At 36.5% G+C, this 26386-nt stretch carries 29 protein-coding genes; 16 read left to right on the top strand and 13 right to left on the bottom strand.

Annotated elements, in window-relative coordinates:
• Positions 1-51: 51 nt before the first annotated feature.
• The 3 genes from LC814_RS05680 to LC814_RS05670 form a co-directional block, all read right to left on the bottom strand.
• Entirely contained in the window at positions 52-1281 is a 1230-nt protein-coding gene (locus LC814_RS05680) for a dicarboxylate/amino acid:cation symporter (RefSeq protein WP_226065623.1), read from the bottom strand.
• A 47-nt stretch (positions 1282-1328) separates the two neighbouring features.
• Positions 1329-1943 carry a hypothetical protein gene (locus tag LC814_RS05675; RefSeq protein WP_226065621.1) on the bottom strand — a complete coding sequence of 205 codons (615 nt, stop codon included), beginning with the start codon at positions 1941-1943 and terminating at the stop codon, positions 1329-1331.
• A 74-nt stretch (positions 1944-2017) separates the two neighbouring features.
• Positions 2018-2791, bottom strand: coding sequence for a class I SAM-dependent methyltransferase (locus LC814_RS05670; RefSeq protein ID WP_226065619.1), 774 nt, complete (start codon positions 2789-2791; stop codon positions 2018-2020).
• Positions 2792-2950: 159 nt separating this feature from the next.
• Here LC814_RS05670 and LC814_RS05665 point away from each other — a divergent pair, with 159 nt between their 5' ends.
• From LC814_RS05665 to LC814_RS05635, 7 genes are all read left to right on the top strand, one after another.
• Positions 2951-3874, top strand: coding sequence for a DnaJ C-terminal domain-containing protein (locus tag LC814_RS05665; RefSeq protein WP_226065617.1), 924 nt, complete (start codon positions 2951-2953; stop codon positions 3872-3874).
• Entirely contained in the window at positions 3871-4161 is a 291-nt protein-coding gene (locus tag LC814_RS05660; protein ID WP_226065615.1) for a chaperone modulator CbpM, read from the top strand. Before LC814_RS05665 ends, LC814_RS05660 begins: the two co-directional genes overlap by 4 nt.
• Positions 4162-4504: 343 nt before the next feature.
• Complete coding sequence (locus LC814_RS05655; RefSeq protein ID WP_226065613.1) at positions 4505-4876, top strand: PadR family transcriptional regulator; 372 nt, start codon at positions 4505-4507, stop codon at positions 4874-4876.
• A gap of 4 nt (positions 4877-4880) precedes the next feature.
• On the top strand, positions 4881-6578 hold the full coding sequence (locus LC814_RS05650; RefSeq protein WP_226065611.1) for a PspC domain-containing protein: 1698 nt from the start codon (positions 4881-4883) through the stop codon (positions 6576-6578).
• A gap of 337 nt (positions 6579-6915) precedes the next feature.
• Positions 6916-7482, top strand: coding sequence for a 1-acyl-sn-glycerol-3-phosphate acyltransferase (locus LC814_RS05645; RefSeq protein ID WP_226065609.1), 567 nt, complete (start codon positions 6916-6918; stop codon positions 7480-7482).
• A gap of 43 nt (positions 7483-7525) precedes the next feature.
• Positions 7526-7942 (top strand): PaaI family thioesterase, encoded by a 417-nt coding sequence (locus tag LC814_RS05640; protein ID WP_226065607.1) that lies wholly within the window; start codon positions 7526-7528, stop codon positions 7940-7942.
• 57 nt (positions 7943-7999) lie between these two features.
• Positions 8000-8977 (top strand): chorismate-binding protein, encoded by a 978-nt coding sequence (locus tag LC814_RS05635; RefSeq protein ID WP_226065605.1) that lies wholly within the window; start codon positions 8000-8002, stop codon positions 8975-8977.
• A 51-nt stretch (positions 8978-9028) separates the two neighbouring features.
• On the opposite strand, the gene LC814_RS05630 is transcribed toward LC814_RS05635, so the two are convergent.
• Complete coding sequence (locus LC814_RS05630; protein WP_226065602.1) at positions 9029-9406, bottom strand: DUF1634 domain-containing protein; 378 nt, start codon at positions 9404-9406, stop codon at positions 9029-9031.
• Positions 9407-10237 (bottom strand): sulfite exporter TauE/SafE family protein, encoded by an 831-nt coding sequence (locus LC814_RS05625; protein WP_226065600.1) that lies wholly within the window; start codon positions 10235-10237, stop codon positions 9407-9409.
• Positions 10238-10343: 106 nt separating this feature from the next.
• On the opposite strand from LC814_RS05625, the gene LC814_RS05620 reads away from it, so the two are divergent.
• From LC814_RS05620 to LC814_RS05610, 3 genes are read left to right on the top strand one after another with little or no spacing between them, the layout of a single operon-like run.
• Entirely contained in the window at positions 10344-10895 is a 552-nt protein-coding gene (locus tag LC814_RS05620) for a DUF1543 domain-containing protein (protein WP_226065598.1), read from the top strand.
• A gap of 7 nt (positions 10896-10902) precedes the next feature.
• On the top strand, positions 10903-12015 hold the full coding sequence (locus LC814_RS05615; RefSeq protein WP_226065597.1) for a 5-(carboxyamino)imidazole ribonucleotide synthase: 1113 nt from the start codon (positions 10903-10905) through the stop codon (positions 12013-12015).
• Positions 12016-12042: 27 nt separating this feature from the next.
• Positions 12043-14073 (top strand): TonB-dependent receptor, encoded by a 2031-nt coding sequence (locus tag LC814_RS05610; protein ID WP_226065595.1) that lies wholly within the window; start codon positions 12043-12045, stop codon positions 14071-14073.
• Positions 14074-14141: 68 nt separating this feature from the next.
• Here LC814_RS05610 and LC814_RS05605 read toward each other — a convergent pair whose 3' ends face one another.
• Positions 14142-15041, bottom strand: coding sequence for a DMT family transporter (locus LC814_RS05605; RefSeq protein ID WP_226065593.1), 900 nt, complete (start codon positions 15039-15041; stop codon positions 14142-14144).
• 205 nt (positions 15042-15246) lie between these two features.
• Between LC814_RS05605 and LC814_RS05600 the strand changes: the two genes are divergently transcribed.
• From LC814_RS05600 to purE, 3 genes are read left to right on the top strand one after another with little or no spacing between them, the layout of a single operon-like run.
• Positions 15247-15717 carry a CYTH domain-containing protein gene (locus tag LC814_RS05600; RefSeq protein ID WP_226065592.1) on the top strand — a complete coding sequence of 157 codons (471 nt, stop codon included), beginning with the start codon at positions 15247-15249 and terminating at the stop codon, positions 15715-15717.
• Between the two features lie 60 nt (positions 15718-15777).
• The gene (locus LC814_RS05595) at positions 15778-16962 is read left to right on the top strand and encodes a BaiN/RdsA family NAD(P)/FAD-dependent oxidoreductase (RefSeq protein ID WP_226065590.1); all 1185 of its coding nucleotides are present in this window, start codon (positions 15778-15780) and stop codon (positions 16960-16962) included.
• Positions 16963-17006: 44 nt separating this feature from the next.
• On the top strand, positions 17007-17510 hold the full coding sequence (gene purE, locus LC814_RS05590) for a 5-(carboxyamino)imidazole ribonucleotide mutase (RefSeq protein ID WP_226065588.1): 504 nt from the start codon (positions 17007-17009) through the stop codon (positions 17508-17510).
• Positions 17511-17605: 95 nt separating this feature from the next.
• Here purE and LC814_RS05585 read toward each other — a convergent pair whose 3' ends face one another.
• Positions 17606-18808, bottom strand: a complete 1203-nt coding sequence (locus LC814_RS05585; RefSeq protein ID WP_226065771.1) for an aminotransferase class I/II-fold pyridoxal phosphate-dependent enzyme — start codon at positions 18806-18808, stop codon at positions 17606-17608.
• Between the two features lie 152 nt (positions 18809-18960).
• Between LC814_RS05585 and LC814_RS05580 the strand changes: the two genes are divergently transcribed.
• Entirely contained in the window at positions 18961-19419 is a 459-nt protein-coding gene (locus LC814_RS05580) for an Lrp/AsnC family transcriptional regulator (protein WP_226065586.1), read from the top strand.
• An 88-nt stretch (positions 19420-19507) separates the two neighbouring features.
• Here the strand turns inward: LC814_RS05580 and LC814_RS05575 are convergent, their stop codons facing one another.
• Both LC814_RS05575 and LC814_RS05570 read right to left on the bottom strand, forming a co-directional pair.
• Entirely contained in the window at positions 19508-20872 is a 1365-nt protein-coding gene (locus tag LC814_RS05575; protein ID WP_226065584.1) for an alpha/beta hydrolase-fold protein, read from the bottom strand.
• Between the two features lie 68 nt (positions 20873-20940).
• Positions 20941-21579, bottom strand: coding sequence for an alpha/beta hydrolase (locus LC814_RS05570; RefSeq protein ID WP_226065770.1), 639 nt, complete (start codon positions 21577-21579; stop codon positions 20941-20943).
• Positions 21580-21893: 314 nt separating this feature from the next.
• On the opposite strand from LC814_RS05570, the gene LC814_RS05565 reads away from it, so the two are divergent.
• Positions 21894-22451, top strand: coding sequence for a DUF4142 domain-containing protein (locus LC814_RS05565; protein WP_226065582.1), 558 nt, complete (start codon positions 21894-21896; stop codon positions 22449-22451).
• 2 nt (positions 22452-22453) lie between these two features.
• Positions 22454-22927 (top strand): cupredoxin domain-containing protein, encoded by a 474-nt coding sequence (locus LC814_RS05560; RefSeq protein WP_226065580.1) that lies wholly within the window; start codon positions 22454-22456, stop codon positions 22925-22927.
• A gap of 111 nt (positions 22928-23038) precedes the next feature.
• Here the strand turns inward: LC814_RS05560 and LC814_RS05555 are convergent, their stop codons facing one another.
• The 4 genes from LC814_RS05555 to LC814_RS05540 form a co-directional block, all read right to left on the bottom strand.
• On the bottom strand, positions 23039-23791 hold the full coding sequence (locus LC814_RS05555) for an acyl-CoA desaturase (RefSeq protein WP_226065578.1): 753 nt from the start codon (positions 23789-23791) through the stop codon (positions 23039-23041).
• 110 nt (positions 23792-23901) lie between these two features.
• Positions 23902-25197: a tyrosine--tRNA ligase gene (tyrS, locus tag LC814_RS05550; protein WP_226065576.1), complete on the bottom strand. Its 1296-nt coding sequence runs from the start codon at positions 25195-25197 to the stop codon at positions 23902-23904.
• A gap of 166 nt (positions 25198-25363) precedes the next feature.
• Positions 25364-25777 (bottom strand): DUF6691 family protein, encoded by a 414-nt coding sequence (locus LC814_RS05545; RefSeq protein WP_226065574.1) that lies wholly within the window; start codon positions 25775-25777, stop codon positions 25364-25366.
• A complete protein-coding gene (locus LC814_RS05540; RefSeq protein WP_226065572.1) occupies positions 25774-26337 on the bottom strand; it encodes a YeeE/YedE family protein in 564 nt (187 codons plus the stop codon). Before LC814_RS05540 ends, LC814_RS05545 begins: the two co-directional genes overlap by 4 nt.
• Between the last annotated feature and the right edge of the window lie 49 nt (positions 26338-26386).

Below are 26386 nucleotides of genomic sequence, written 5' to 3'. Positions count from 1 at the left end.
GATAAATTAAGAAAAGATTGTTTCGAAAGAAGCAATCTTTTTTGTTTTTATTCAAGGTGCAAATTCTTTCGGTGCTTCAAATCTTTCCCCAGAAATCTTCGTCACAAACATTGCGGCAACCGTGTCTCCTGTTGAATTTAGAACTGTTGCTAAAGGATCAACCAAAGTACCGATAATCATTACCGCTGGAATTGCTTCTTGTGGTAATTGATAAACAGAAATCATCAACATTTCTCCGATATAACCTCCGTTTGGAATTCCGCCCGCAACAATACTTACAAAAATGGTGATTCCTAAAGCTAACAATAAGTTCATCGGATCGAAAAAATCTTTTCCGATAATTAAAAATGCCACGTAAATTTTAATAATGGAAGACATAGATGAACCATTTTTGTGAAGCGTACTGCCGATCGGAATTACAATATTTGCAATTGCATCTGGAACACCAATTTTTGCGGCCGCTTGTAAATTTGCAGGCATCGTCGCGAAACTGCTACACGTAGAAATTGCCGTCAAACTGGGATAAATATTGTTCGTCCAGAAACTTTTAGCACCGGCTTTTCCATTCGCTACAAATGCATAAATGGTGAAAAATAAAAAGAAATAAACGATTCCTGAAGCGTAGTAAATCCCGAGTGGTTTCGCATAAAATCCGAAAAGTTGTGGTCCAACTGTCGCAACCTGATACGCGAAATAAGCACCTAAACCAATTGGCGCCACTTTCATAACGAGCAGTAAAAGTTCTTTCATGACTTCATAGCCTGAGCTTAAAAAATTTCGGAAATTTTCTCCAGCTGCACCAGCTTTTCTAGTTGCGGTTCCTGTTAAAAATGCGAAAATTAATAAAGCAAGCATGTTTTTGCGGGAAAATAATTGGGTGAATTCGCCCACGGTGAAAAAACTTACAATTCGGTCTCCCCAACTTTCATCTACATTACTTTCAATGATATCTTGAGAAGTGGAAGGCAAGGCTTCGGTGGGAAATAAATAGACCACTAAAATGGTAAAAAGTGCAGCAATTATAATAAAAAGTAGAAAGGTAAAAATCATGGAGAAAATAATTTTTCCAAATTTGCCTTCTTTTTCGACACTTGCAATGGAATTTGCCACCGCAAAATAAACGAGCGGAACCACGCTTACAAATAATAAATTCAGGAAAATATCACCAAGTGGTTTTAAATAAATGACGAAATCTGGAGAAAAAATTCCAATGAAACTTCCGATGATAATGCCGCCCAAAAGCAAAATAATTCCGGAATAATTTTGTAAAATGGTCTTCATTTATTTTAATTTGAGCAAAGGTAAATGTAATTTTGGTTAGTTCAGAATCAAATCGTCCACTGATTATTAATGATACCGACCAGAAATAATTTTCCTTTATATTCCTGAAAAACCAGTTTCAGTGAATTCCAATCCATTTCAGCATATTCTTTCGTGCCTTTTAAATAATTTTCGGTAAAGATCGAATTTGGATAAACTTCTTTGAGGTTATTAATGGTATTTCCGCTGTGTTTAATTTCGTTTAAAGAAAACTCACCTTGCGTAAAATCTTTCACAAAGACCCATTTTTCCAGATAATTTTTGAGCGACATTTGAAGTAAATCCCCGGTTCCATCTTTTTCGCCCCATGTAAATTTGATATCAGTTGAAATATATTTTTTAAATTCGGCAGGCGTGAAATGTTTGTCTTTTTTTGGATTGATGAACCCGTACATCGAAAACGAAATCCCCTTTTCGGGATGAATGAAAGTGGCAAATTGATTATAATCTTTTTCTTTCAAACTTTTTAAAACCTTGTCGTTAAAATCCTTTAAAATAAAGTCTTCACTATTTTTATTAATCGTGGGTTCCGCAGAAATAGTGATGGAATCTTTTGTTAATGAATCGGTATAATCAACAACCGGCTCCTTTGTGCAATTAAATAGAAAAAGTAATGTGATCAAATAGTATGGAGATTTCATGTGAATCAGAAATAAATTAAAGGGAAATTAAACAAATATATAGAATTAGCAGTATTTTATTTTGTGCAAACAATTACTCGCTCGTTTTCCACCAAACCTAAATAGCGATCCTTTTTTAACGTACGGATTTGCGTGATAAAGCCGCTATTCTCTAACCTTTCCTGTAAGCCGTTTGCAGAATAAATCCTCACATGATCATTTTGCCCAAAAAATTTCTCTCGATCAATTTCTGTTACAATCGAAGAGTCTTCGTAAATATTTCCCTCTCTGAATGGAGTTTGAACTAAAATGTGACCGCCAGGTTTTAAAACGCGATACAGTTCACTGATTGCCGAAACGTCATCAACAATATGTTCCAAAATATGATAGCATATTATTAAATCAAAGGTATTATCGGTTTTTTCAATTTTGGTGATGTCAAACCGATAATCAGCTAAAAATTCGTTTTCAAAATCACTAGAAAAATAATGGATATTTTCAACTTTTTTTAACTTTCTGTAGATTGATCTGGAAGGGGAGAAATCCAACACGGAAATTCCATTTTTTAGAAATTCCTCACTCAAAAGTTTCCACAATCTACGGGTTCTGGGTAAACTTCCGCAAATAGGGCAGAGTAAGGTTCCATATTCAGCCTCAGCGAAAATGCTAAGATTTGTCTCGCAGATCACACACGTATGGTCATTTCCCTTATAAAATGGCAATAAAACTCTGCGCAAATTTTCTTCCTGCTCAAACAGAATTTTTTGCGGAATAATCGTCTTAATGATTCTTTTAAACTGTTGGTACATTCTGATAGGTAATGAAATTAAAACAGATGAAAGATCGCTCAATTATTTCACCTGGTAATTATTAATGGTAATTCTCGTCAATCAAATAATCTCCTACATCTTAAGAAATCAATTTTTAAATAAAATCTGCGACAAATTTTTAACATAATTTTAAAGGAAAAACCATTTTAGATTTTATAAATTTGAAGAAAGCATTATTTCATGGCATATATCGATTATTATAAAGTCTTAGGGATTGATTCCAAAGCTTCGGCGGATCAGATCAAAAAAGCCTATCGGAAATTGGCTCGAAAATATCATCCCGACGTGAATCCTGGCAACCAAGAGGCAGAACGTAAATTTAAAGAAATAAATGAGGCCAACGAAGTTTTGAGTCATAAAGAAAATCGTGCGAAATATGATAAATATGGGGAAAACTGGAAGCATGGCGAAGAATATCAGAAAGCACAAAATCAATATCGTGGTCAACCTGGCGGACAGCAAGGTGCATACGCAGGTTTTGGCGCAGATGATTTTTCCGATGGCGCAGACTTCTCAGATTTCTTCCAAAGCATGTTCGGCGGCGGTGGCGGCGGTTTCGGTGGTAGAACACGGGGCAGTGCTGCAGGAAAATTTAAAGGTCAGGACGTGGAAGCAACTTTGAATCTGCACCTGCGAGATGCTGCGAAAACCCATCAGCAAACATTTGAAATTAATGGTAAGAAAGTACGAATTACCATTCCCGCAGGAATTGCCGATGGTCAAAAAATAAAAGTGAAAGGGCACGGCAATCAGGGTCATAACGGCGGACCAAACGGTGATTTATTCATAACTTTTAATATTCAAGAAGATTCTCACTTTAAACGGAAAGGCGACAACTTAAGTGCGCCGCTAAATATTGATCTATATACCGCAGTTTTGGGTGGAGAAGTTCATGTGGAAACTCTGGACGGAAATGTAAATCTGAAAGTAAAACCCGGAATACAGAATGGTACGACTGTTCGGCTGAAAGGAAAAGGTTTTCCTGTATATAAAAATGAGGGCGAATTTGGAGACTTGCTAGTGACTTATAATGTGCAGCTTCCGAAAAGTTTGTCAGAAGAAGAAAAAGAATTATTCCTTCAACTTAAAAATCTAGCGAAATGAGCGAAAGAATATCCCGAGAAGAACTCGTAAAAATATATAATGTAGAAATCACCTTCTTTGATTCTCTGGAAGAAGCGGGTCTGGTTTCCACCATCACCGAAAATGAAATCAAATATTTGATGTACGAAGAATTGCCTGCATTTGAAAGGTTTACAACCTGGTATTATGATTTGGAAGTGAATTTGCCCGGCCTGGAAGTCATCAATCATCTGTTGGAACAATTAGAGAAATTGCGGTCAGAAAATCGGCAACTAAACCGTCATTCATTAAAATGGCCAGAAGAATAAAGTGCTTTTTTTAGGGAATTTAATGGATAATTATCTAAAAGTTAAACAATTTATCTAACATTCAAATAAATTTGCAAAGTTATTTCTTGCGCGCAAAATATCATCAAACCGCTTTTTACAGGCGGTTTTTTACTGAATTGTATTTTGAAAAGAGGGACTGGAAATTAAATATTATAATAATTTTAAAATATTTACTACTTTGTATTGCATAATACTATTATTTATTTATATCTTTGTATTGTAAGAATGGAGAGGTTGAGATATTAACTTTAGAAATAATCGAGAAGAAAATCTTTAAATCTAAACTTCTTGCAAAATTGAACCAAATAATAACCTAATTAATATGAACACAGAAAACACCAAAGCGCAAATGCGAAAAGGCATTCTGGAATTCTGTATTTTAAGTTTGATCAATGGTCGTGAAATGTATGTTTCCGATCTCATCGAAGAGCTTAAAAAAGGAAAACTGGATGTGGTGGAGGGAACTCTCTACCCGTTGCTGACCCGCCTGAAAAATGGCGAATTTCTTTCCTACCGTTGGGAAGAATCAACAGGCGGACCGCCCCGAAAGTATTATCAGATGACGGAAAAAGGAAAATTATTCCTTACCGAACTTCAAAATACCTGGATCGATCTGACTGACTCCGTGAATCAAATTACTAAAAACAATAACCCAGCGAACGCTGCCGAAAGTACGTTCCAACCAAATTCTTAAAACTATGAACAAGACACTCTCTATAGGACTTGCGGGCTACTCTTTCACCATAGAGGAACACGCTTACATAAAACTCAGTGATTATCTGAATGCGCTTAGAAGCTCGTTAGATGCCACCGAAGCTGAAGAAGTGATGCACGACATCGAAATAAGAATGGTTGAAATCTTCAACGATCTCTTGGGAAAGCGTGAAGTAATTAACGATATCGATGTTGAAAAGGTGATCTCACAAATCGGATCTCCAGAAATGATCGAAGAACAGGAAGAAGTGTATTTTTCTGAAAAGCCAAACGGTAAAAGAAAAGAAGAAAAAACATCCACTGCTTTCACAGGCCAAAAGCAACTTTTTCGCGATCCAGAACATGCTAAAATTGGTGGTGTTTGCGCAGGACTTGCCCATTATGTTGGGTTAGATATGAGCGCGATGCGTGCCATCTGGTTTGGAATTGCACTTTTAGGTGTTTTCACGGCTGCGATTTCAACGTCGTTGATCATTCTCCTTTACATTATTCTTTGGATTGTTTTGCCCAATGCTCAAACGGCCACAGATTTTTTGAAAATGAAGGGAAAGCCCTTAAATTTTGATAATTTAAAACAGGAATCGACCAAAGTTGTACAGTTTGCGAACGAATCAACACAACGCGTAGGCGAAATTTACAACGAAAATAAACCGTACATCAATAAAGCCGGGAGCGGTATTTGGAATGTATTGCGGTATTTGTTGGGAGCCATTTTTGCGGTGATGGGCGTTTCCATGCTGATTGGTGCTTTTACGCTGTTAGGTTTCGGTTTCTCAGGAAGCAGCAATTTCAATTTTTTCAACAATCTTGGATTTTATCTTCAAGACAGTAATATTGGCTTTTTAGTCATTGCTTTAGGGTTTTTGACCACTTTTATTCCAGCTCTTATTTTCTGTTATATTGCCTTGAAGTTATTTTCCCCAAAAACCAAATTTAACAATACAGGTTATGTGATTGGTGCCTTGGTCTTCCTTTGGATTGCTTTGGTTGCGATAACAGGTTTCAGCGCTATTAAATTTAAATCTCAGTACAGTGGTAATAATGATGACACACAAAATGTCGCGATTAATACGGTCTCCGATTCTATTTTGATCGATGTAAATAAAGTCGTTATTCCACAAAATTTCAAAGCATACTGGGACGATGTTTATTCTGATGGGAAAACGATCTACAAAGAAGACTATCCACGAATTGATGTCATCAGAAAAGACGTGAAAGCACCTTATCTCGAAATTAAAAAAAGAGCTGATGGTTATAATATTCCTTTAAAAGTATCGGTTCCTGTTCAGATTGTAGATAATAAAATAATACTTCCGAACTATTTTTCATATCCTTATCAAGACCGTTTCCGCGATTACCGCGTAGATTATGAGTTGATTGTTCCCCAAAATATGAAAGTGATTGCGCTACATGACGAAAGAGGATTTTCTGTAAACGACGATGGCGCAACCGATAATGATGATAATTCAAGTGACGATGATTCGGTAACCGTGAATACGAATTCAAATTCTATCGTACTTCCATCTGGCAATCCAGATAGTATTATTGTCAACGGAAAAAAGGTTGGAAAAAAAGAAGCGGAGCTTATGATTAAAAAAATGAAATTCGATTCTGATAATATTAAAGATTTAAACATTTCTATTAAAGACGGAAAAAAAGAAATTTCTATTAAAACCAAGTAGAATGTTTTTAAGTGCAGATTTCTCAACAGACTTTCAAGAGCTTTTACGATTCTTCAAAGTTTAATAAAAATTAACACTTATAAAGTTTTTTATATTAGTTTTAATCCCTAATTTCGTACAGTTAATTTTATTGAGACCGATTAACATTTTAAATTTTAAATTATGGTACAATTTGTATTAGAAATAGCCATCAAAATTGTAGATTTCGTCAGCAATTTATTATAAGACGAATTATAATTCAATATCTTTGTAAAGTATAACCAGTTGAGTTTGGTTATACTTTTTTGTTTAATGTTCCCATCTCTCTACGGGAATTACGACTTGAAACTTCAATTTTATGAAAAAACTATTTGGCAAATTGATGCTTAAACTGGTAGGCTGGAAAGTGGTGCTGGAAGGTGATGTTGATAATCTGGATCGCTGCATACTTGTAGTGGCTCCGCATACCGCAAATGAAGAATATTTGCTGGGCAACCTTGCATATTGGTCTTTAGGAAAACCTTTGAAGGTTATTATCAAAGATGAGCATACCAAAGCATGGTATGGTTTTTTAGTGAAAGCCATTGGCGGTATTGGCATAGACCGGTCTCAGAAAAATGATCTTGTGAAATTTGTCGTAGATCTCTTTAATAAAGAAGATTTTAGTTTGGTAATTACTCCAGAAGGGACAAGAAGTTGGGTGCCGAAATGGCGGAAAGGATTTTATCATATGGCTTTGGCTGCCAAAGTTCCTATCGTATTTGCTGCAGGTGATTTCAAAGAAAAAATAATGTATTTAGGCCGAAAAATTTCGGTGCAAGATTTAGAAACCCGCACGTACGAAGAGATCATGGCAGAAATGGAAGAATATTATAAAAAGATACATCCGAAATTTCCTGAGCAGTGGAATCCGAAGATTTATTAATTAAATTTTAATACCAGAATTTTAGAAATAGTATAAATCATCCATGGAAAATAAAGAGCAGATTTTAGAAAAATTAAATACGTGGGGCGGCGAAACGCTCGGTAAAACTTTAGACATTCTTTTTACTGATGTTACCGATGAATCACTCACTGCAACAATGCCAGTTACGCCAAAAATTCATCAGCCGTACGGCATTATGCACGGTGGAGCAAGTTGTGTTTTGGCAGAAACATTAGGTTCTTGTTTATCGGTTTTGCATGTGGATATTGAAAAATACGCGCCCGTTGGAACGAACATTAATTCAAACCATCTGCGCAGTAAAAAAGAAGGAATGGTTACAGGAACCGCTCGGTTTATCCGAAAAGGGAATACGATGCACGTTTCTGAAATAGAAATTCGTGATGAAAAAGGCACGCTTATCAATCATACGACCATGACCAATAATATAATTCCGCGCTAAACATCGGCAGTTTTTACTTTATTGTAACCTTCTTTGTATTTAAAGTTTTGTAAATCAATGGTTTATTTTCGCTTTCCTTTTTCAGATCACATCTTAACTGCTGATCATTCGTCAGATAATAATGTAGTTTCTTTTTTTTCGTTTGATCGTGCGCAACACATTCATTTTAAAGGAAATATCAAAGAAATATCCAAAGAGAAATTTCAACAAAGTGTACTATCTAATGAAGATATTTCAGAGGTATTGTATGAATTTATGCCCGAAGAAAAAGGCGAATATATTGATAAAATCGCCGATGTTATTAGTTTTGTCAAAACCGAAAACCTCTCAAAACTCGTCATTTCCCGGCGTAAATTGGTAAAGTATAAAAATAGAAAGCTTAATCTCACCCAAACTTTTTTAAATTTATGCGAAAGCTATCCAAACGCTTTTGTCTACTTGTTTCTGGAAAATGGAAAATGTTGGATCGGTGCATTTTCTGAAGTTTTAGGAAAATTTAATAAAGAAACCTGCCAGTTTGAAACCATGAGTTTGGCAGCCACGCTTCCACTCGAAGAAAGCTGGAATACCAAAGAAATTGAAGAACAGAAACCGGTAACAGATTTCATTAAAACAACCTTGAACGGTTTCTCAGATCAGGTAGAACAATCGGAAACCTACGATCATATTTCAGGAAATATAAAACATTTGAGGACTGATTTTAAAGCTAAAATAAAATCGGAAGATGTGGAAAGTATCATCGAAGCGCTTCACCCAACGCCGGCAGTTTGTGGCATTCCAAAAGATTTCTGTAAAAAAGCGATTCTTGAATTTGAAAAATATCCCCGAAATTTTTATTCAGGTTTTATCAAAGTTGAAACTTCGCAGGATATTCAGTACTTCGTTAATTTGCGGTGTGCAGAATTTTTGAATAATGCAGCATTCATTTACGTTGGTGGTGGCATTACGGCCGACAGTTCACCCGAAAAAGAATGGCAGGAAACTGAGTTAAAAGCGGAGGCTATTTTGAATAATCTGTGTTTTAGTGAAGATTAAGGGACTTTTAAAGGAAATTTTAGGTTCTAAATAAATTAGAATTAGCAGAATTTAGTGCGAAAATCCCATCAGAAAACTGACCACCATTATTCCCAAAACAATTAGGGAAACGATAACATACGTGTAATCTTTCTCTTTCAGATAACCAACCATCGCAAAAATAATACGCACCAAAGGCGTGAAAATCAGCAGTAATATTCCCAGCTGAATAATGGCGACACCTTCCAGATTTAAAAGTGAAGTCCAGAAACTGCCCCAAATTTTACCTTCCGGAACTTCGAGTGCCGCATAGTCTTTTGGCATTTCAAAACCTTCTTTATATAATTTCAGAAATCCAATAAATGAGGTTACAACGGATAAAACGACGCCAATCCGCAAGAGATTTCCGACGGAACGGTTTAGATCTAGATCTGTAAAATGACGCTTCATCTATTTGAAATTTTGACTGATACCATTATACATCATATAAATTGATAAAATGGTGACCACCACACCGAAGACCAATTTTAGTTTTTTGGTTTGGGAAACAATAAGTGTTTTTGACCCGATATAACTGCCCACCACCACACCGATTAATACAGGCGCTACAATTACAGGAATAATTTCACCGCGCTGAAAATAAATAAGAGAACTCGCGACAGCGGTCACTCCAATCATAAAATTACTCGTTGTCGTTGAGACTTTAAAAGGCAGTTTCATCATGTTATCCATCGCTAAAACTTTTAGCGCACCAGATCCAATTCCTAGAAGTCCGGACATCACTCCAGCAAAAGCCATCATGAAAAAACCTGAAACTGTATTTCTGGCTGAATAATCTTTAATAATTCCTTTGTCTGGAAAAGAGCCGTAGAGTTGTAGTTTATGTTCTAAACTTCCTTTAATTAATATTTCCTGATGATCAGGTTTTGCTCTCAGATTTAAAATGACCGTCAGAATTAGAATACTCGCAAAAATAATCCCAATGGTATTTGGATTTAAAAGTCCCGATACTAAGGCGCCAACAATCGCTCCGGTGGTCGTCGCGATTTCCAGAAACATACCGATTCGTACGTTCGTAAAACCTTCTTTCACGAAGGCGGCCGCCGCACCAGAAGATGTCCCGATAACTGATATTAATGATGCTCCGATCGCGTAGTGCATGGGAACTCCAAAGCCAAGGGTTAATAAAGGGATGATTACAACGCCACCGCCGAGACCGGTTAAAGAACCAAGTAAACCCGCGCAGACGGCACCAAAGAACAGAATTAAGATTTCCGACATTTCACAAATTTAAGAATTATCTGCTTTCCTGAAAAATTTGAACCTTATAATTTGAGTTTTAATTTTACAGAACTTATTTAAACCGTATTTTTGTTTTTTGTTCAGCATGAAACTGTTTTACACCATTCTTGGCGCCACGCCCAAAGGAAGAAATACGGAGCAACACGATGTGTTCTTTGGCATTGCCGATTCTTTGATAGAACTGGTGCCTGAAATGAAAAGATTCTGGCCAGAGGCAAAAGGTAAAATTCATATCGATGGTTACAAGGAAGTACAATTTGTAGATGGTTTTGAAGTTAAAATCGTGGAAAAAATATCAGACCCGTCGGACGATTATCTTTTTTTTATAAATCTTGGTGGTTATGAACCCGGAAAGTTTGAGGAAAAACATCAGCAATATTTAATGGTTGGTAAATCATTGGCGGAAATAATCAGAAGAGTGAAAAAAACTGATTTTTATAAAACAATGGGATTTAAAAATGCAGAGAGTCATATTGATGATAAATATGGCGTTGACATTGATGAAATTTTCAAAATAGATGATATCCTCCCACAGGAAATGAAAGAAAAGTATTCAATTATCTTAGAGAAAACCGGGGTTGAAAATCAGGAAAATTACACTTTCATCGGCTATTTGGCACTCAGTAAATTAAAGTAAATAAACAATGAAAATAGGGATTTTAGGAGGCGGACAGTTGGGACGCATGTTAATTCAGGACGCATTAAAATACGATGATGAGTTTTACGTTCTCGATCCAAATGCCGATTGTTCCTGCGCAAATATTTCTTTTTTCACCAAAGGAAATTTTAATAGCCAGCAAGATGTTCTTGATTTTGGAAAAGGGAAAGATGTAGTTTCCATCGAGATTGAACATGTGAACGCAGAAGCATTGGAAGAACTTGAAAATCAAGGTATAAAGGTGATTCCAAATTCAAAAATTATAAAAATTATTCAGCAGAAAATTTTGCAGAAAAAATTCTATAAACACCACCAGATTCCGAGTCCGGATTTTCAGATAATTCAATCATTAAAGGAGGAAATCCGTATTGGTTTTCCATTTGTTCAGAAATTAAATACGGGTGGTTACGACGGTAAAGGTGTTCAGGTCATTCGTACTGAAAATGATTTAGAAAAAATGTGGGACGAACCTTCAGTATTGGAAAGCTTGGTAGATATTGATAAAGAATTATCCATTATTATTGCCAAAAATGAAGAAGGCGAAATCAAAACATTTCCGGTTACAGAGATGATTGCCGACCCAAAATTGAACTTACTGGATTTCAATATTTGTCCCGCGCAAATTTCGGGAGAAGTTCAAAACCAAATTGATAAAATTACGGATCAGTTTATGAACGCTGCTGATTCCGCAGGATTATTCGCCATTGAATTATTCCTGGATAAAGAGGGAAAAGTTTGGGTTAATGAGACCGCGCCACGCTTACACAATTCGGGGCATCAAACGCAGGAAGGAAATGCAAACTCGCAATTTGAGCAGTTTTATCGTGTTTTGAAAAACCTTCCTTTAGCGGATACTTCATCGTACCAGTTTTCTGGAATGCTCAATTTAGTTGGCGAAGAAAACTTTACGGGAAAAGCGAAATATGATGGTTTGGAAAATGTTTTGAAATTACCAAACACTTATATTCATCTCTACGGTAAAACCGACACAAAACCTGGTCGCAAAATGGGACACATCAATGTTTTAGCAAATTCGCGGGAAGAACTTTTGGATCAGCTCATTCATATAAAATCGTTGGTACAAGTTATTTCAGAATAATAAAAGCTCCGCTGAGTTTTCAATTTTATGAATAAATTTTACTTATTACTATTTCTTGCCAGTTTCTTCGTCGTCTTCGCACAGGAAGAGGATTCTGCAACATTAATTTCTGAAGTTAAAATAGAAGCTTACAAAAAGCCGACTTCTTTTCTTTTTTCTACAAAATCGGTAGGTTTAATTTCACGAAATTTACTCGACAGCAATACACCAGAACGATTACTGGAATCAATCAACCAAAATCCAGGCAGCAAAGTGGAGGAGCGGTCGCCGGGAAGTTACCGTATTTCTGTGCGGGGAAGTTCGTTGCGTTCTCCGTTCGGAGTGAGAAATATTAAGGTTTATCTGGACGATTTCATTTTATCTGATGCCTCTGGAAATACCTATTTTAATGTAATTTCTCCCGAATTAATAGATAAAATTGAAATTTATAAAGGGCCAGAAAGTGGTGATTTTGGTGCCGTCACTGGTGGGACACTTTTATTGAAAACACGCCATTCTGAAAATTCGTCCGTTAATGTTTCTGCGGGTAGCTATAATACGTTTAATGAAAGCATTATTTTTTCAAAAACTTCAGGTAAACATTTTTTTCAGCTTTTTCAGAACTTTTTTCAAACCGATTCCTATCGGGAACAATCTGCAGTACAGCGGAAACAGATATTTCTAAAAGATGATTATTCTTACGCTGCAAACGCCGCACTAAAAACCATGATTTTGTATTCGGATCTAGATTACGAAACTCCGGGTGGATTGACCTTTGAACAGATGATTGCTGATCGAAGACAAGCGCGACCAGCAACCGCAAAACTTCCCGGTGCTAAAGAGCAAAATGCCGGAATTCGAAATAAAATGATTTTAGGCGGAATTTCACATGAAATCAAGTTACGCCCCGATTTATCGCATTTTGTTTTGGTTCAGGGTTCATACGTTGATTTTGAAAATCCCTTTATTACAAACTTTGAAAATCGTTTTGAAAGCAATTTCGCGCTGAGAACACATTTGAATTATGCGAAAAATTGGGCTCATGTAAACGTTGAATGGCGTGGCGGCTTCGAAGGTGCCACCAATTCTATTTTTATTAAAAACTTTGATAATAATAAAGGAATTCAAGGAAATCCGCAGAACTTTGACAAGCTTCGAAATAATTCTGGATTTTATTTCCTTTCTCAAAAACTAAATTTTAGTGAGAAATTTTTCACTGATATTTCTTTAAGTTTAAACTACAATTCTTACGATTGGGAAAAAATTTATCCCTCTCCTGAAATGGGACATGTGAAATTTAAGAATCAGATGCTGCCAAATTTTGGAGTTACTTATGTCTTCGCAAAAGGCTTTTCAGTCCGCGGAAAAATTGGAAAAGGAAATTCAGCGCCTACGAATGAGGAAATTCGTTCTTCGACGCAGGAATTTAATACCAATCTCTCGCCGGAATATGGCTGGAGCAAAGAAATTGGTATCAGAAAAGAGTTTATCAATTCTTTATTTGTAGAGGCAAGTTATTTTGATTTTCGGTTGAAAGATGCAATCGTCCGACGGCAAAATGAAAACGGGCAGGAATATTTTTTAAATCAGGGAAATACAGTTCAAAAAGGGTTGGAGATTCTTTTGGAGTCGAAAAATTTCAATTTACAAAATGATCTTTTCAACAATTTTAAATTTAGATTTTCTGGAAATTTGTATCAGTTTAAATTTGGGGAATACCTTCAGGGAAAAAATGATTTTTCTCGAAATGATCTAACAGGCGTTCCTTCTCAAAGTTTCAGCAGTCTTTTGAATTTTGTTTTCTTTAAAAAATTAGGCGTTGATTTCTCTCATTTTTATACTTCAAAAATGCCTTTGAATGATGCCAGTTCCGTTTGGGCCGATCCGAGTTTTGTAGGAAATATTCAGGTGAGATATCCGCTGAATTTTGGAAAAACCACACTTGACCTTAGAGTTCAGGTTCAGAATTTATACAATTCAGAATATGTTTTAGGGTACGATATTAACGCATTTGGAAATCGTTATTATAATCCATCAGCGAAACGAAATTTGAATGTGGGGATAAAAGTTGATTTTTAAAGCGAATAGATAGGGACGCAAAAACGGGAGTTCTGTAAAATCAAGAATAGCCAAAATTACAGCTAAAATCAGGATCTTCTGAACATGCCCGGTTTATAATTCGTGATGAAAACTCCACAAATAATCAGCGCGGTAGCGGTAATAAATGTCGCTGAAATTGTTTCGTTCAAAATGAGCCAACCGAGGAAAATGGCGATAATCGTATTAACGTAGGAGAGAATTGATATCTGTGTGGGTGTAATTTTTTTTAAGGCAAAATGGAAAGCGAAAAAAGCGATTACAGATCCAAATATTGCCAAATAAACCGTTGCTAGAATGCTGGTGAGTGTCCACGTAGAAACATCGATCTGATCTGCAGCGATGAAACCAAAGATAATTTGTACGATTCCGGCAAAACTAAACTGATAGAAAAGGTTCAGCGAAATATTTTGGGGTTGATGATTTATTTTTTTTGTAAAAATTGTTCCGAAAGCCCAGCCCGAAATCGCGAAAAACATAAAAATTACGCCCATTCTGTATTCTGGATCCAATAGGTCCTGTAAGCCATCTTTGAAAATGAGGAATATTCCGGAAAATCCCAGTAAAACTCCTATTAATCCACGAAATCGGAATTTCTGTAAACTAAAAAAAATACTGAGAATGAATACCAAAAGGGGCGAAGTTGCGCTAATTAAAGAAGCCAAACTGCTCGTGAGTTGTTTTTCTGCAACGGTCGTCATCCCATTGGCAACAATAAGCATTAAAGAAGATAATATAATTTGATTTCCAAAATTTTTCCAGCCGATCCACTTTAGATTTTTTGAAAAAAGAAGAATTATTAAGAGTAAAATCCCTGCTAAAAACTGGCGTATTCCCGCAACAAACCAAGGTGGAATAGTCTCTACAGCAATACGAATTCCCAAGAAAGTTGTGCCCCAAACTAATGCAACGGTAACGATGGCGATAACTAATTTGGGATCTTTGAACATGTAAAATGAAGGATTATGGGATAGAGAAAGCACCTGAATTTTTAAAAAAAGGCGATTGCTGTAACTTTGCAAAGATAAATTTTATGTCGCCGATGAGCAATAAAGTTGGCTAAATTATTTCGGAGAACTTACGTTTAAAGCTTGTTTTTAGACTTGAAATATTTGTACTTTGTGGGTAAGTGAATGCAGAATTTATAAAAGTGTGATGGGAATAGAAATAGAGAGAAAATTTTTGGTGGATCAGCAACAATGGGATCATTTGGAAAAACCTGAGGGAGAAAATTACCGACAGGGATATTTATTGACGGATCCAGAAAAAACGATTCGCGTGCGACAAACTCCAGATAAAGGTTTTCTAACCATCAAAGGAATTTCAGTTGGCGCAACAAGATCTGAATTTGAATATGAAATTCCGTTTTTAGAGGCGGGTGAATTATTAGATCAATTTTCAGCCAGTGCACTTTCAAAAATCAGATATAAAATATGGTTTGATGGTCATTTGTGGGAAGTTGATGAATTTCTGGCGGACAATAAAGGACTTATCGTGGCCGAAATTGAACTCAAAAGTGAAAACGAAAAATTCAACATTCCTTCCTGGATTACAGATGAAGTAACAGGTGAGGATAAATATTACAATTCAAACCTGACGCTTTTACCTTATAAGGACTGGAAATAGGACTTCAACTCAAGTAATCTATTGTTCTCAAAGAAACTTAAATCGTATTTTTGCAGGACGATGCACGAAAATAAAATCATCATAATTGGAGCCGGTCCCGCGGGTTTAATGGCAGCTCAGCATTTGGCTTTAAAAGGTTTTAAAGTGCATATTTATGAGCAGAATAAAGCCGCCGCACGTAAGTTTTTAGTTGCTGGTAATGGAGGATTTAACCTGACACACAGCGAAAATCTAGAATCATTTTTAGATAAATATGGATCTCCGGAAATCCGGAATATCGTACAGAATTTTGATAATCAGAAAGTTGTTCAGTGGCTTGCTGATTTGGGAATTACGACTTATGTTGGAAGTTCAGGCAAAGTTTTTCCGACCAAAAACTTTAAACCAATTCACGTCCTAAAAGCTTGGCTTGATCGTTTGGAAGAACTTGGAGTCATCATTCATTACGAGCATACTTTTTTAAACTTTGATCTTTCTACCGTTATTTTACGTAAAAATGGAGAGGAAATAGAAGTAAATTATTCAAAACTAATTCTGGCGATGGGAGGTGGCTCGTGGAAAAAAACCGGATCAGATGCGAAATGGGTTGAAATACTAGAGCAGAAAAATATTTCTATAACGCCCTTAGAATCTGCGAATTCGGGGTATGAAACGAATTCTGTTTTTCATCAGTTACAAGGTCAATATCTAAAAAATATCAAAGTTTCTTTTGAAGGTCACCAAAAAACGGGTGAAATAGTTTTTACAAAATACGGTATTGAAGGCAGTCCAATTTATTATCTGAATCGTTTTACAAGGAAATACAATTTTCCGCTGACGATCAATATTGATCTGAAACCAAATTTGACGGAGCAAGAAATAGTAGTAGGTTTAAGCGGAATTGATAAAATAAGTTCGGTTTTAAAAAAGAAATTCAAGCTGTCAACTACCGCGTTAAATCTTTTAAAAACATTGGATAAAGAAAATTATACTGATGTGGATAAACTGTCGAAATTAATCAAAAAATTTCCCATAGAAGTTTTAAGTTTTCGACCGATTGATGAAGTAATTTCTACGGCGGGCGGTGTTTCATTTCCCTCTTTAAAATCAAACTTCGAACTAAAAGACTTTCCAAATGTTTATTGCGTTGGGGAAATGGTTGATTGGGAAGCGCCGACAGGAGGTTATCTTTTGCAAGCCTGTTTTAGTACGGGTGTGTGGGTTGCAAAGGCGATAGCCGATTTTGAAATGGATATTGATGAGTAAACACCTAAATTTTCTTATCTTTAAAACTTAAAATTTATATCAATATGGTCGGAATTATAATGGGAAGCCAAAGTGATCTTGCAATCATGGAACAGGCCGCTGAATTTCTTAACTCCCTGGAAATTCCTTATGAATTGACGGTAGTTTCCGCGCACAGAACGCCGGAAAGGATGTTCGAATATGCAAAATCTGCAAAATCTCGTGGTTTGAAAGTTATCATTGCTGGTGCCGGCGGTGCAGCGCATTTGCCTGGCATGGTGGCGAGTGGTACAACGTTGCCCGTGATTGGTGTACCTATTTTATCTTCGAATTCTATTGATGGTTGGGATTCTGTACTTTCTATCTTGCAAATGCCATCCGGAATTCCTGTGGCAACGGTCGCCTTGAATGGTGCTGCAAACGCCGGGATTCTGGCGGCGAAAATATTAGGAACTTCGGATGAGCAAATCTCGAAGAAATTGGAGGATTATCAGGTTTCACTAAAAGATAAAGTCTTGGGAACGGTAACTGAGCTTAAAAAAGTGCATCCCAATAATTTTGATCTTTAAATTGCAGAATTTTTTCTTAAATACCAAAAAACAACCAGAATAATGTGGTTGTTTTTTTGGTTAAAATTTTAAAAACTTGATTCTGCTTTCTATGATTACAAAATATGAACTTGCTGCATACACCATTTCATTTTTTCATACGTTCTTTTGATATCGTGATCTAAACCGATAGACATTCTGATTAATCCTTGGGAAAGTCCCATCTCTTTTTGTTCATCTTCTGGAATTTCTGACGAGGTTGAACTTCCGGAAGCTGAGAAAAGTGTTTTGTAAAAACCAAGACTCACCGCAAGATAACCGAGGTTTTCTTTCTGCATTAACTCCATCAATTCATTTGCTTTTTCTACGGTTTTTACATCCAGCGTGAGCAATCCGCCGAAGCCATATTCTACATTCATCATACTTTTAAAAAGCTCATGTTGCGGATGACTTTCCAAGCCTGGATATTTAATCGTTAATCCGTCTTTTTCAAATTTTTCTGCTAAATACTGCGCATTCTCACTGTGTTTTTTTATTCTGATATGGAGCGTCCGTAAATTTTTAAGAATACTCGAAGCACGCAAACTGTCCAACGTTGGTCCCAAAAGCATGCAGGCGCCCGAATTTACATCCTTCAAATCATTTACAAACTGCGACGATGCACAAACAACGCCTGCTACAGCGTCACTGCTCCCATTAATAAATTTGGTCAAACTGTGAATCGTAATATCTGTTCCTAAAATGGTCGGGGAAATTGAAAGGGGTGAAAAGGTGTTATCAACGATCAATTTTAGATTGTGTTTTTTAGCAATTGCGGCCAAGGCTTTTAAATCCGCAACTTCCAATAAAGGATTGCTGACAGTTTCGCAAAAGATCACTTTTGTATTTTCGGTGATTGCGCTTTCAACGATCGAAAGGTCGGTAATATCTACAAAAGAAGTTCTAATATTAAAGTCTGGCAGAAAATTTTTCATGAACGCATAAGTTCCACCGTAAATCGTTCGGCTGGAAATAATGTGATTTCCACTTTTGCAGAGTTGAAGAAGGGTAGAAGTGATCGCTCCCATTCCAGAGGCTGTTACATTGGCGCTTTCTGTACCTTCCATCTGGGCTAAAGCTTCAGAGAGATAAAGGTTGCTTGGCGAGGAATGTCTTGAATATAAATAACATCCTTCGGTGTTGCCTTCAAAAGTATCGAACATGGTTTTTGCCGAAAGGAACGTATATGTAGAACTGTCTGAAATAGATGGATTTACGCCCCCGAATTCCCCAAAGTATTGCAAATCCTGAATGTTGTTTGCCGGATTAAAATTTTCCATGATATTATTTTGTTTTGATAAAATTGCTAAAATTCCAATTCTTAACCAATAACTTCCCATATTTTTAGAAAATAAAACGGTAAAACTAATAAAATTTAGTTTTTAATTTTATATTTGAATGATTATTAAAATAAATCCCGAAAATATTACAGATGAACTTAGATCTAAAAGATAAAAAATTACTCATTTTGCTGCAGAATGATTCCAAGAAAACCACCAAACAACTGGCTGCAGACTTGGATTTGTCTGTTACTGCAGTTTTCGAGCGTATTAAAAAATTAGAGAAACACGAAGTAATCGAGAAATATGTGGCGTTGGTCAATAAAAGCCTACTGAATAAGAGCTTTGTTGTTTTGTGTCACGTAAAATTAGCACAACACAAGAAAGAATATATTGTTCAATTTGAAAAAGAAATCACGCAATTTCCGGAGGTTTTAGAATGTTTTCATGTCTCTGGTGATTACGATTATATTTTAAAAATCTGTGTCGCAGATATTTCTGAATATCGGGAATTTATGGTGAGTAAACTCACGAATCTACAACATATTGGGAGTACACAAAGTTCGTTTATGATCAAAGAAGTTAAGAATTCTACCGTTATTGAACCATAGAAATAAAAGAAAATTGCAACTATTTACTGCATAAAAAAAACGAAGCTGAAAAAATCAACTTCGTTTTTTTAAATTTTGTATTCCTTGCTTATTTGTAGATGAAACGAATAGATTCTGTTTCGGTCTGCAGAATATAATTACCTTTCTGTAAAGAATTTTTAAAAGTATTCCAACCATTATTCAGTTGGAGTTTCTGCAGCAATCTTCCAGACATGTCGTAAACTCTCGCCTCCGATTTTCCAGTTAATCCTTTAACGAAGATTTGATTTTTTTCGAAACCAACAACGAGTTTTTTTTTAACAACATCAGTGGTTTTCAATACGGTGGTTTTGAAGAGCCATTCATATGCAGCTCCGAATTCACGTTTCCAGTAATTTTCATTGTGTTGTCCTTCAGCGTCCAGTTTTATTAAAGTATTTGCTGCGGTAAGTCCTTTGGTGAACATCTTATTTTTTACGCTTTCGATGTCGCTTGCCATCGTTTCACTTTCTTTAGAACCAGCCACAAAATAAATTCGCGATCCCGATAAATCTGCAGTTGAATTGGTAATAAAACTATTAAATTCCGAAGCTACGATCCAATACGCCGGACTGAAAGATCCTATTTTAGAAAAAGTGTCGCTATATTTTACGCCGCCATAGTTTGAAATTAAAGCACCCAAAGAACTTCCTATCAATGCATTATATTCTTTTCCAGGTCGTGTTCGATAGTTTTTATCTACGTAAGGTTTCAGGGTTTCCACCATAAATTTCATGTAAAGATCACCTTCACCGCCGCCATATTTTGGATTGTTCCAAGGCGTATATTCGTTGATACGACTTTCGCCCCCATTTTCAATACCAATCACGATTGCACCGTAGTCGCCTTCGCTGAAAAGTCTGTTCAAGGTTTCATCAACTTGCCATTCTCCCGAAAAAGAAGTTTTGTCATCAAACAAATTCTGACCGTCCTGCATATACAACACGGGATATCTTTTCGTGGACGTTTCGTAATCCGGTGGTAGATAAATCCAGATCTTTCTAGTCCTATTCAATTGTGGAATTAAAAAGTCGTTACTTAAAATCTTCACATTTGAAGCTGCCGTACTTGGATTTGCCGTTCCACCTAAGTCTTTCCAAGAAGCAACAGTCAAATTTAATGTTTGTGCAGTTCCGGTGAAAGTAGCAGTACGATTCGATAGCTCATCTCCGGTTGCGGTTCCTTCCACTGAAGACCAGGCTCCGCGTGTAAATTTATATTCTAAAACACCGCTACCTTCAGCTACAGTGTAGGTATAATTTCCGGCACCATCGGCGACCATCGGAGTTGCGCTCGGATTCCAACCATTAAAATTTCCAGCAACATAGATGGTGGCTCCAGCTGGAGTATTGGTAGGAACGGCCGTAATCTTGAGTGTAATTTGTGCGACTACACTAGTAGATATTAAAATGACCAAAAGGAAAAGTTTTTTCATAGGTTTTTGATTGTTAATGAATTGAATTATTAAGGATTATTCTTTAGAAATAGTAAAATAATTTCGGTTTACTTTTCGAAAAATTCCATCAGATCCATATAGTTTTTCTGATTGACGTCATGTCCGCTCATATATTCGCGGAACGAAAAATAGGCGCCTAAATCATATAAAATATCGGCAGCTTTTCGGCCCCATTCCAGCGGAATAACTGCATCGTCCGTTCCGTGAGAAATAAAGAAACGCTGTTTTTCGATTTTCTTTTTGTTACCGCTGATATTTCCAACTAACTTCTCTTCGAAATAACAGCTTAGGCACGCCACTTTTGTGAAAAGATCTGGATTCTGCAAAGCCAAAGCGTAACTCAAAATTCCGCCTTGAGAAAAACCTGCTAAATGCGTTTGATTGTCGGTCAACTCGTAATGATTGGTAATTTTCATGATGTTTTCTAGAACGGTCTGCAATGATTCTTTCGCCTGCGGAAGATCGATGCGGTTCTCCTGATTCATTAAATCGATATCGTACCAGGAATAACCTTCATAAGCGCTGCTAAAAGGTGCACGAAAACTTACGATTAACCAATCCTCTGGCAATGTCGGCGTAAAACTGAAGAGATCTTCTTCGTTGCTGCCGTAACCGTGGAGGAGAATAAGTAAAGGGGTTTTTGAAGTAATTATTTGAGGTTCGCGAACGCGATAATGTAAATCCATGAAGCAAAGATAAGGTTTTAGGATAAATTCGGAGATCATCATCGATCCTGTTTTACTACCTATTTTTTTTCTAAAATGAGTTAAAATATTCTTTGGGTTAAAGTTTTTGTAACCTTTTCCTGTTTGCCAAACTCTATATATTTAGAAAAAAGTCTGCAATAGTGATTGGGTTGACTTGCCTCGAAGTTTTATACAATTTCTATACAGTTTAATCTTACCATTTACATTCTTAAAAATAATATAAAAATTTTCCTGTCCTCTGAATTTCATTAACAGCGAAAAAAAACCTAAATATTAACTTAAAAATAGACAAAATGAAAACGCTAAAAAATTTAGCTTTAAGTGGAACAATGCTCTTAATTGCTGTTTCACTTTCTACCAACGTGAACGCTCAAGACCCAAAAACTCCAAAACTCACTGATCCTGAAATTGCCTCTGTAGCCGTTGTTGCCAACCAAATAGATGTGGATTACGCTCAAATCGCCTTAAAAAAATCAACCAACAAAGAAGTAAAAAACTTTGCAAATACGATGAAGCGAGATCATGCTGCAGTAATTGATATGGCGGTTAAGCTTGTTACAAAACTCAATGTGACCCCAGAAACAAATGATGTTTCGAAATCTTTGTTAGCCGGAGCTGCGAAAGAAAAAGCCACATTGAATATGAAAAAAGGACATGCCTTTGACAAAGCATATATTGATAATGAAGTAAGTTATCATGAAGCGGTCATCAATGCCGTTGAGAAAATGTTGATTCCACAAGCACAAAATGCAGAACTCAAAGCCTTGCTCGTAAAAATTATGCCGACTTTGCAAATGCACCTTGACCATGCGAAAATGGTTCAGAAAGGATTTAACACTCCTAAAAAATAATCATGCTTTCAAAATTATACAGATCACGAGTAGCATTGATTGCGATTGGAAGTTTATTAAGTGCTGGGAGTTGTCATTCAGAAAATAAGGAAGTTGCTGTTCAAGCAAATACGCAAACTACTAGTGATAGCACGAACGCAAGTTCTCCAATAGATTCTTCCAGTGCTTTGCCAGTCGGTGGTGTCGTGACAACTGAAAATGAAAAGGTAAGCGATGCGGTTGCTTCAAAAGCAGAAACTCATGTGGTGACCATCAATAATATGAAATTTAATCCTGCCACAATTACCGTAAAAAAAGGCGATAAAGTAAAATTCAGTAATGATGATATTGTGCAGCACAATGCTACTGAGAAGGGCAATTCCTGGGCTTCGCCGCTTTTGGCAAACGGCCAGTCGTGGACATTTACACCAGAAAAAACCTCAGACTATTACTGCACGGTTCATGTCGTAATGAAAGGAAAAATTATTGTAGAGTAGTATATTATAATATGATAATAGATTGCAAGTTCGAACCTTTCGTTTATAATAAATAAATAACCCAACTTTAAAATTAATCACAAAAAAACCGAGCGTAAACTCGGTTTATTTTTAATGTTCTCTTTTAACCACTGCAACTGGATTCAGTTTAATCAGTTTCATTTTGTCTAACAAAATCATGATCTGATATGTGACATCCATTTCATGCCATCTTACTCCACCGAAATTCGCTCGTCCACCGTGTTTGTGGTGATTGTTGTGATAGGCTTCACCCATCATTAACCAATCAAATTTCAATAAATTTTTAGAAGTATCAGAAACTTTAAAGTTGGTATAACCATAAATGTGTGCAAACCAGTTGATGATTACGCCGTGAATTGGCGCCATCATGTAAGCAACAGGAAGCAAAAGCCACTGCCACCAAGCGGTTGCGAAAAAGTAGAAAAATGCGGTATAAGCAATTCCCCAAGCTAATCTGGAACCCCAAGAACTGGCGAACTTATCAAAAGCTTCCCACTGCGGAACATTCTTCGTGAATTTTTCTTCGATGATCGCTTTCTGACTGTTGATATCTGCGTAGATTTTTTTTGTACGCCACATCATGGTGAATAAATTATCATCGTATTTCGGAGAATGAGGATCTTTTTCGGTATCAGCATAAGCATGATGCATTCTGTGCATAACGCCGTATCCGTAAGCGGATAAATAATTAGAACCCTGTGTAACCCACGTTAAAACATAACACAACTTTTCGCCAAATTTTGACATTTTGAAGGATTGATGTGCTGCATAACGGTGCAGGAAAAAAGTTTGAAAAAATAACCCTGAATACCAGAGAACGATGATGAATATAATGATTGTCATTGATTAAATTATTTGGTGTAAAGATATACGAAATGCTTCTAAAATTAGATTGTTTGTGAAAGTTTAACGCGGTTCGACATACTAATTGTTACGAGTTGCATTCTATTTTGTTAGATCACTTTTAAAATGAAGTAATTTTTCTTTCCTTTTTGTAAAAGAAGAAATTTACCGTCGATAAGGTCTTTTTCTGCTACTTCGAAGGTTTCGCTTATTTTTTCTTTATTAATGGAAATGGCGTTGCTGGTCAATTCTCTTTTTGCTTCTCCTTTTGATTTAAGGAAACCTGATTTCTCAGAAATTAAATCGACGATGTTGCTGCCAATTACTTCAGATTTCAGGATCTCTTTTTGTGGAACACCTTCGAAAACTTCCAAAAAGGTAGCTTCATCCAAACTCACTAAATCTTCTGCTGTCGAACGACCAAATAAAATCTCTGAAGCTTTTACCGCTTTCTCAAATTCTTCCTGGTTATGAACCCAAACGGTTACTTCTTCCGCTAATTTTTTCTGCAACTTTCTTTCGTGCGGAGCGGTTTTATGGTCTTCAATTAAAGATTCAATTTCTTCTTTGCTCAAAAATGTATAAAATTTTATAAAACGTTCAGCGTCTGCATCTGTAGCATTTACCCAAAATTGGTAGAATTTATAAGGTGACGTTCTTTTCGGATCGAGCCAGTAATTTTCACCCGCTTCCGATTTTCCGAATTTAGAACCATCAGCTTTGGTGATTAATGGAACGGTTAAAGCAAAAGCTTCACCTTGCACTTTTCTACGGATCAATTCTGTTCCGGTCGTAATATTCCCCCACTGATCAGAACCACCCATTTGCAATCGTACATTTTTTTCTTTGTACAAATGCAGAAAATCATAACCTTGCAAGAGTTGATAAGAGAATTCTGTGAAACTCATTCCTTCTGCGCCGCCTTCGCCAGTAATTCTTTTCTTCACCGACTCTTTAGCCATCATATAATTTACCGTAAGATTTTTACCGATATCCCGAATGAATTCCAGGAAAGAAATTTCTTTCATCCAATCGTAATTGTTGACGAGTTCTGCATTATTGGTTTCGGTACCGTCGAAATTTAAAAACTTAGAAAGTTGACCCTTCAAGCATTCCACATAATGATTCAGCGTATCTTCATCTAAAGCATTTCGCTCATTCGATTTTCCAGATGGATCACCGATCATTCCTGTAGCACCACCCACTAAAGCGATGGGTTTATGACCATGTTGCTGATAATGGGCCAGAACTTTGATTGGAATTAAACTTCCGATATGCAACGAATCTGCGGTAGGATCAAAGCCAATATAGGCCGTGGTCATTTCCTTATTCAGTTGTTCTTCGGTTCCCGGCATCATGTCGGCAAACAGGCCGCGCCATTTCAGTTCTTCAATAAAAGCGTTCATTTTCTTGCAAAATTTTAAGACGCAAAGGTAGGAATTTTGAGGGAGATGGAGAGGAGTACAATCGTCAAGTTTTCGAGAATGGATTTCCTATTTTTATTAATGGTGATGAATAATTTTCAAATTAAATTCAACCTTATAAAAGCGATATTATTGATCATTTACATTATTAATGAGGAAGTTTTTTATGCAGTACTCCATAAACTAAAGTTCCCAAGATTGATCCCGCAATCACTATTAAAATTGAATAAAATCCTGCACCTGCTAAGACGAACATCGGTCCGGGACATGCTCCTGTCAATGCCCAACCAAGCCCGAAAATGGTTCCTCCAATTAAATATCTAGAGATTCCCGGCTTCTTTGGCGTTAAAGACATTTCCTGATTTTCGTATGTTTTTAAATCTTTTCTTTTAATCAACTGTACGCCAATTAAGCCGATAATCACTGCGGAGCCAATAATTCCATACATGTGGAAAGAGGCAAAATGAAACATCTCGTAAATTCGAAACCATGACGCTGCCTCTGATTTGTACATCACAATTCCGAAAAAGATACCTACTGCTAAAAATTTTAAATATTTCATACACCGAAAATGAAAGGATATAATAAATGAATCATCACTAAACCACCTGCGAAAAAGCCAATAACCGCGATCAAGGAAGGAACTTGTAAGTTGCTTAAGCCAGAAATGGCGTGACCAGAAGTACATCCGCCAGCATATCTTGCTCCGAAACCAACCAGGAATCCACCCAAGATTAAAATTCCCAGCGTAAAAGGATTAGAGAGATTTTCTGAACTAAATATTTCCGTTGGCAAATAACCTGCGTTGGCACTTTCAATTCCGTATTTTTCGGAAAGTTGAGAGGCGATTTCTGGGTTGATTTCTACTACATTATTCGACATGTATTTAGAGGCTAAAAATCCACCGATGATGGCACCAACCACCACCATTAAATTCCAACGTTCTTTTTTCCAGTCAAATTGAAAGAAGGAAGAGATTTTCCCTGCGCCACCCATCGAACATATCGTTCTTAAATTCGATGACATTCCAAAATGTTTTCCCGAGTAGAGTAATAAAAACATGGTTAAGGCGATCATGGGTCCGGCAACATACCACGGCCACGGTTCGTGAATCAGGTTCATTTTTTTTTGCGGCAAATATAAGATTATAACACAGAGCGGTCAACCTCAC

Source organism: Kaistella polysaccharea, from assembly GCF_020410745.1.
In the GTDB taxonomy this organism is placed as follows: Bacteria; Bacteroidota; Bacteroidia; order Flavobacteriales; family Weeksellaceae; genus Kaistella; species Kaistella polysaccharea.
Note: the sequence above shows the minus strand (reverse complement) of the source record. Positions and strands in the feature narration are given on the sequence as shown.

Excerpts from the sequence above, each read along its gene's own strand:
- LC814_RS05545 (WP_226065574.1), bottom strand. The coding sequence starts at position 25,777 with ATGAAATATTTAAAATTTTTAGCAGTAGGTATCTTTTTCGGAATTGTG.
- LC814_RS05615 (WP_226065597.1), top strand. The coding sequence starts at position 10,903 with ATGAAAATAGGGATTTTAGGAGGCGGACAGTTGGGACGCATGTTAATT.
- LC814_RS05560 (WP_226065580.1), top strand. The coding sequence starts at position 22,454 with ATGCTTTCAAAATTATACAGATCACGAGTAGCATTGATTGCGATTGGA.
- LC814_RS05605 (WP_226065593.1), bottom strand. The coding sequence starts at position 15,041 with ATGTTCAAAGATCCCAAATTAGTTATCGCCATCGTTACCGTTGCATTA.
- LC814_RS05595 (WP_226065590.1), top strand. The coding sequence starts at position 15,778 with ATGCACGAAAATAAAATCATCATAATTGGAGCCGGTCCCGCGGGTTTA.
- LC814_RS05680 (WP_226065623.1), bottom strand. The coding sequence starts at position 1,281 with ATGAAGACCATTTTACAAAATTATTCCGGAATTATTTTGCTTTTGGGC.
- LC814_RS05555 (WP_226065578.1), bottom strand. The coding sequence starts at position 23,791 with ATGACAATCATTATATTCATCATCGTTCTCTGGTATTCAGGGTTATTT.
- LC814_RS05600 (WP_226065592.1), top strand. The coding sequence starts at position 15,247 with ATGGGAATAGAAATAGAGAGAAAATTTTTGGTGGATCAGCAACAATGG.
- LC814_RS05635 (WP_226065605.1), top strand. The coding sequence starts at position 8,000 with ATGGTTTATTTTCGCTTTCCTTTTTCAGATCACATCTTAACTGCTGAT.
- LC814_RS05660 (WP_226065615.1), top strand. The coding sequence starts at position 3,871 with ATGAGCGAAAGAATATCCCGAGAAGAACTCGTAAAAATATATAATGTA.
- LC814_RS05630 (WP_226065602.1), bottom strand. The coding sequence starts at position 9,406 with ATGAAGCGTCATTTTACAGATCTAGATCTAAACCGTTCCGTCGGAAAT.
- LC814_RS05655 (WP_226065613.1), top strand. The coding sequence starts at position 4,505 with ATGAACACAGAAAACACCAAAGCGCAAATGCGAAAAGGCATTCTGGAA.
- LC814_RS05640 (WP_226065607.1), top strand. The coding sequence starts at position 7,526 with ATGGAAAATAAAGAGCAGATTTTAGAAAAATTAAATACGTGGGGCGGC.
- LC814_RS05540 (WP_226065572.1), bottom strand. The coding sequence starts at position 26,337 with ATGAACCTGATTCACGAACCGTGGCCGTGGTATGTTGCCGGACCCATG.
- LC814_RS05650 (WP_226065611.1), top strand. The coding sequence starts at position 4,881 with ATGAACAAGACACTCTCTATAGGACTTGCGGGCTACTCTTTCACCATA.
- LC814_RS05580 (WP_226065586.1), top strand. The coding sequence starts at position 18,961 with ATGAACTTAGATCTAAAAGATAAAAAATTACTCATTTTGCTGCAGAAT.
- LC814_RS05665 (WP_226065617.1), top strand. The coding sequence starts at position 2,951 with ATGGCATATATCGATTATTATAAAGTCTTAGGGATTGATTCCAAAGCT.
- purE (WP_226065588.1), top strand. The coding sequence starts at position 17,007 with ATGGTCGGAATTATAATGGGAAGCCAAAGTGATCTTGCAATCATGGAA.
- LC814_RS05575 (WP_226065584.1), bottom strand. The coding sequence starts at position 20,872 with ATGAAAAAACTTTTCCTTTTGGTCATTTTAATATCTACTAGTGTAGTC.
- LC814_RS05570 (WP_226065770.1), bottom strand. The coding sequence starts at position 21,579 with ATGGATTTACATTATCGCGTTCGCGAACCTCAAATAATTACTTCAAAA.
- LC814_RS05610 (WP_226065595.1), top strand. The coding sequence starts at position 12,043 with ATGAATAAATTTTACTTATTACTATTTCTTGCCAGTTTCTTCGTCGTC.
- LC814_RS05645 (WP_226065609.1), top strand. The coding sequence starts at position 6,916 with ATGAAAAAACTATTTGGCAAATTGATGCTTAAACTGGTAGGCTGGAAA.
- LC814_RS05565 (WP_226065582.1), top strand. The coding sequence starts at position 21,894 with ATGAAAACGCTAAAAAATTTAGCTTTAAGTGGAACAATGCTCTTAATT.
- LC814_RS05585 (WP_226065771.1), bottom strand. The coding sequence starts at position 18,808 with ATGGAAAATTTTAATCCGGCAAACAACATTCAGGATTTGCAATACTTT.
- tyrS (WP_226065576.1), bottom strand. The coding sequence starts at position 25,197 with ATGAACGCTTTTATTGAAGAACTGAAATGGCGCGGCCTGTTTGCCGAC.
- LC814_RS05620 (WP_226065598.1), top strand. The coding sequence starts at position 10,344 with ATGAAACTGTTTTACACCATTCTTGGCGCCACGCCCAAAGGAAGAAAT.
- LC814_RS05625 (WP_226065600.1), bottom strand. The coding sequence starts at position 10,237 with ATGTCGGAAATCTTAATTCTGTTCTTTGGTGCCGTCTGCGCGGGTTTA.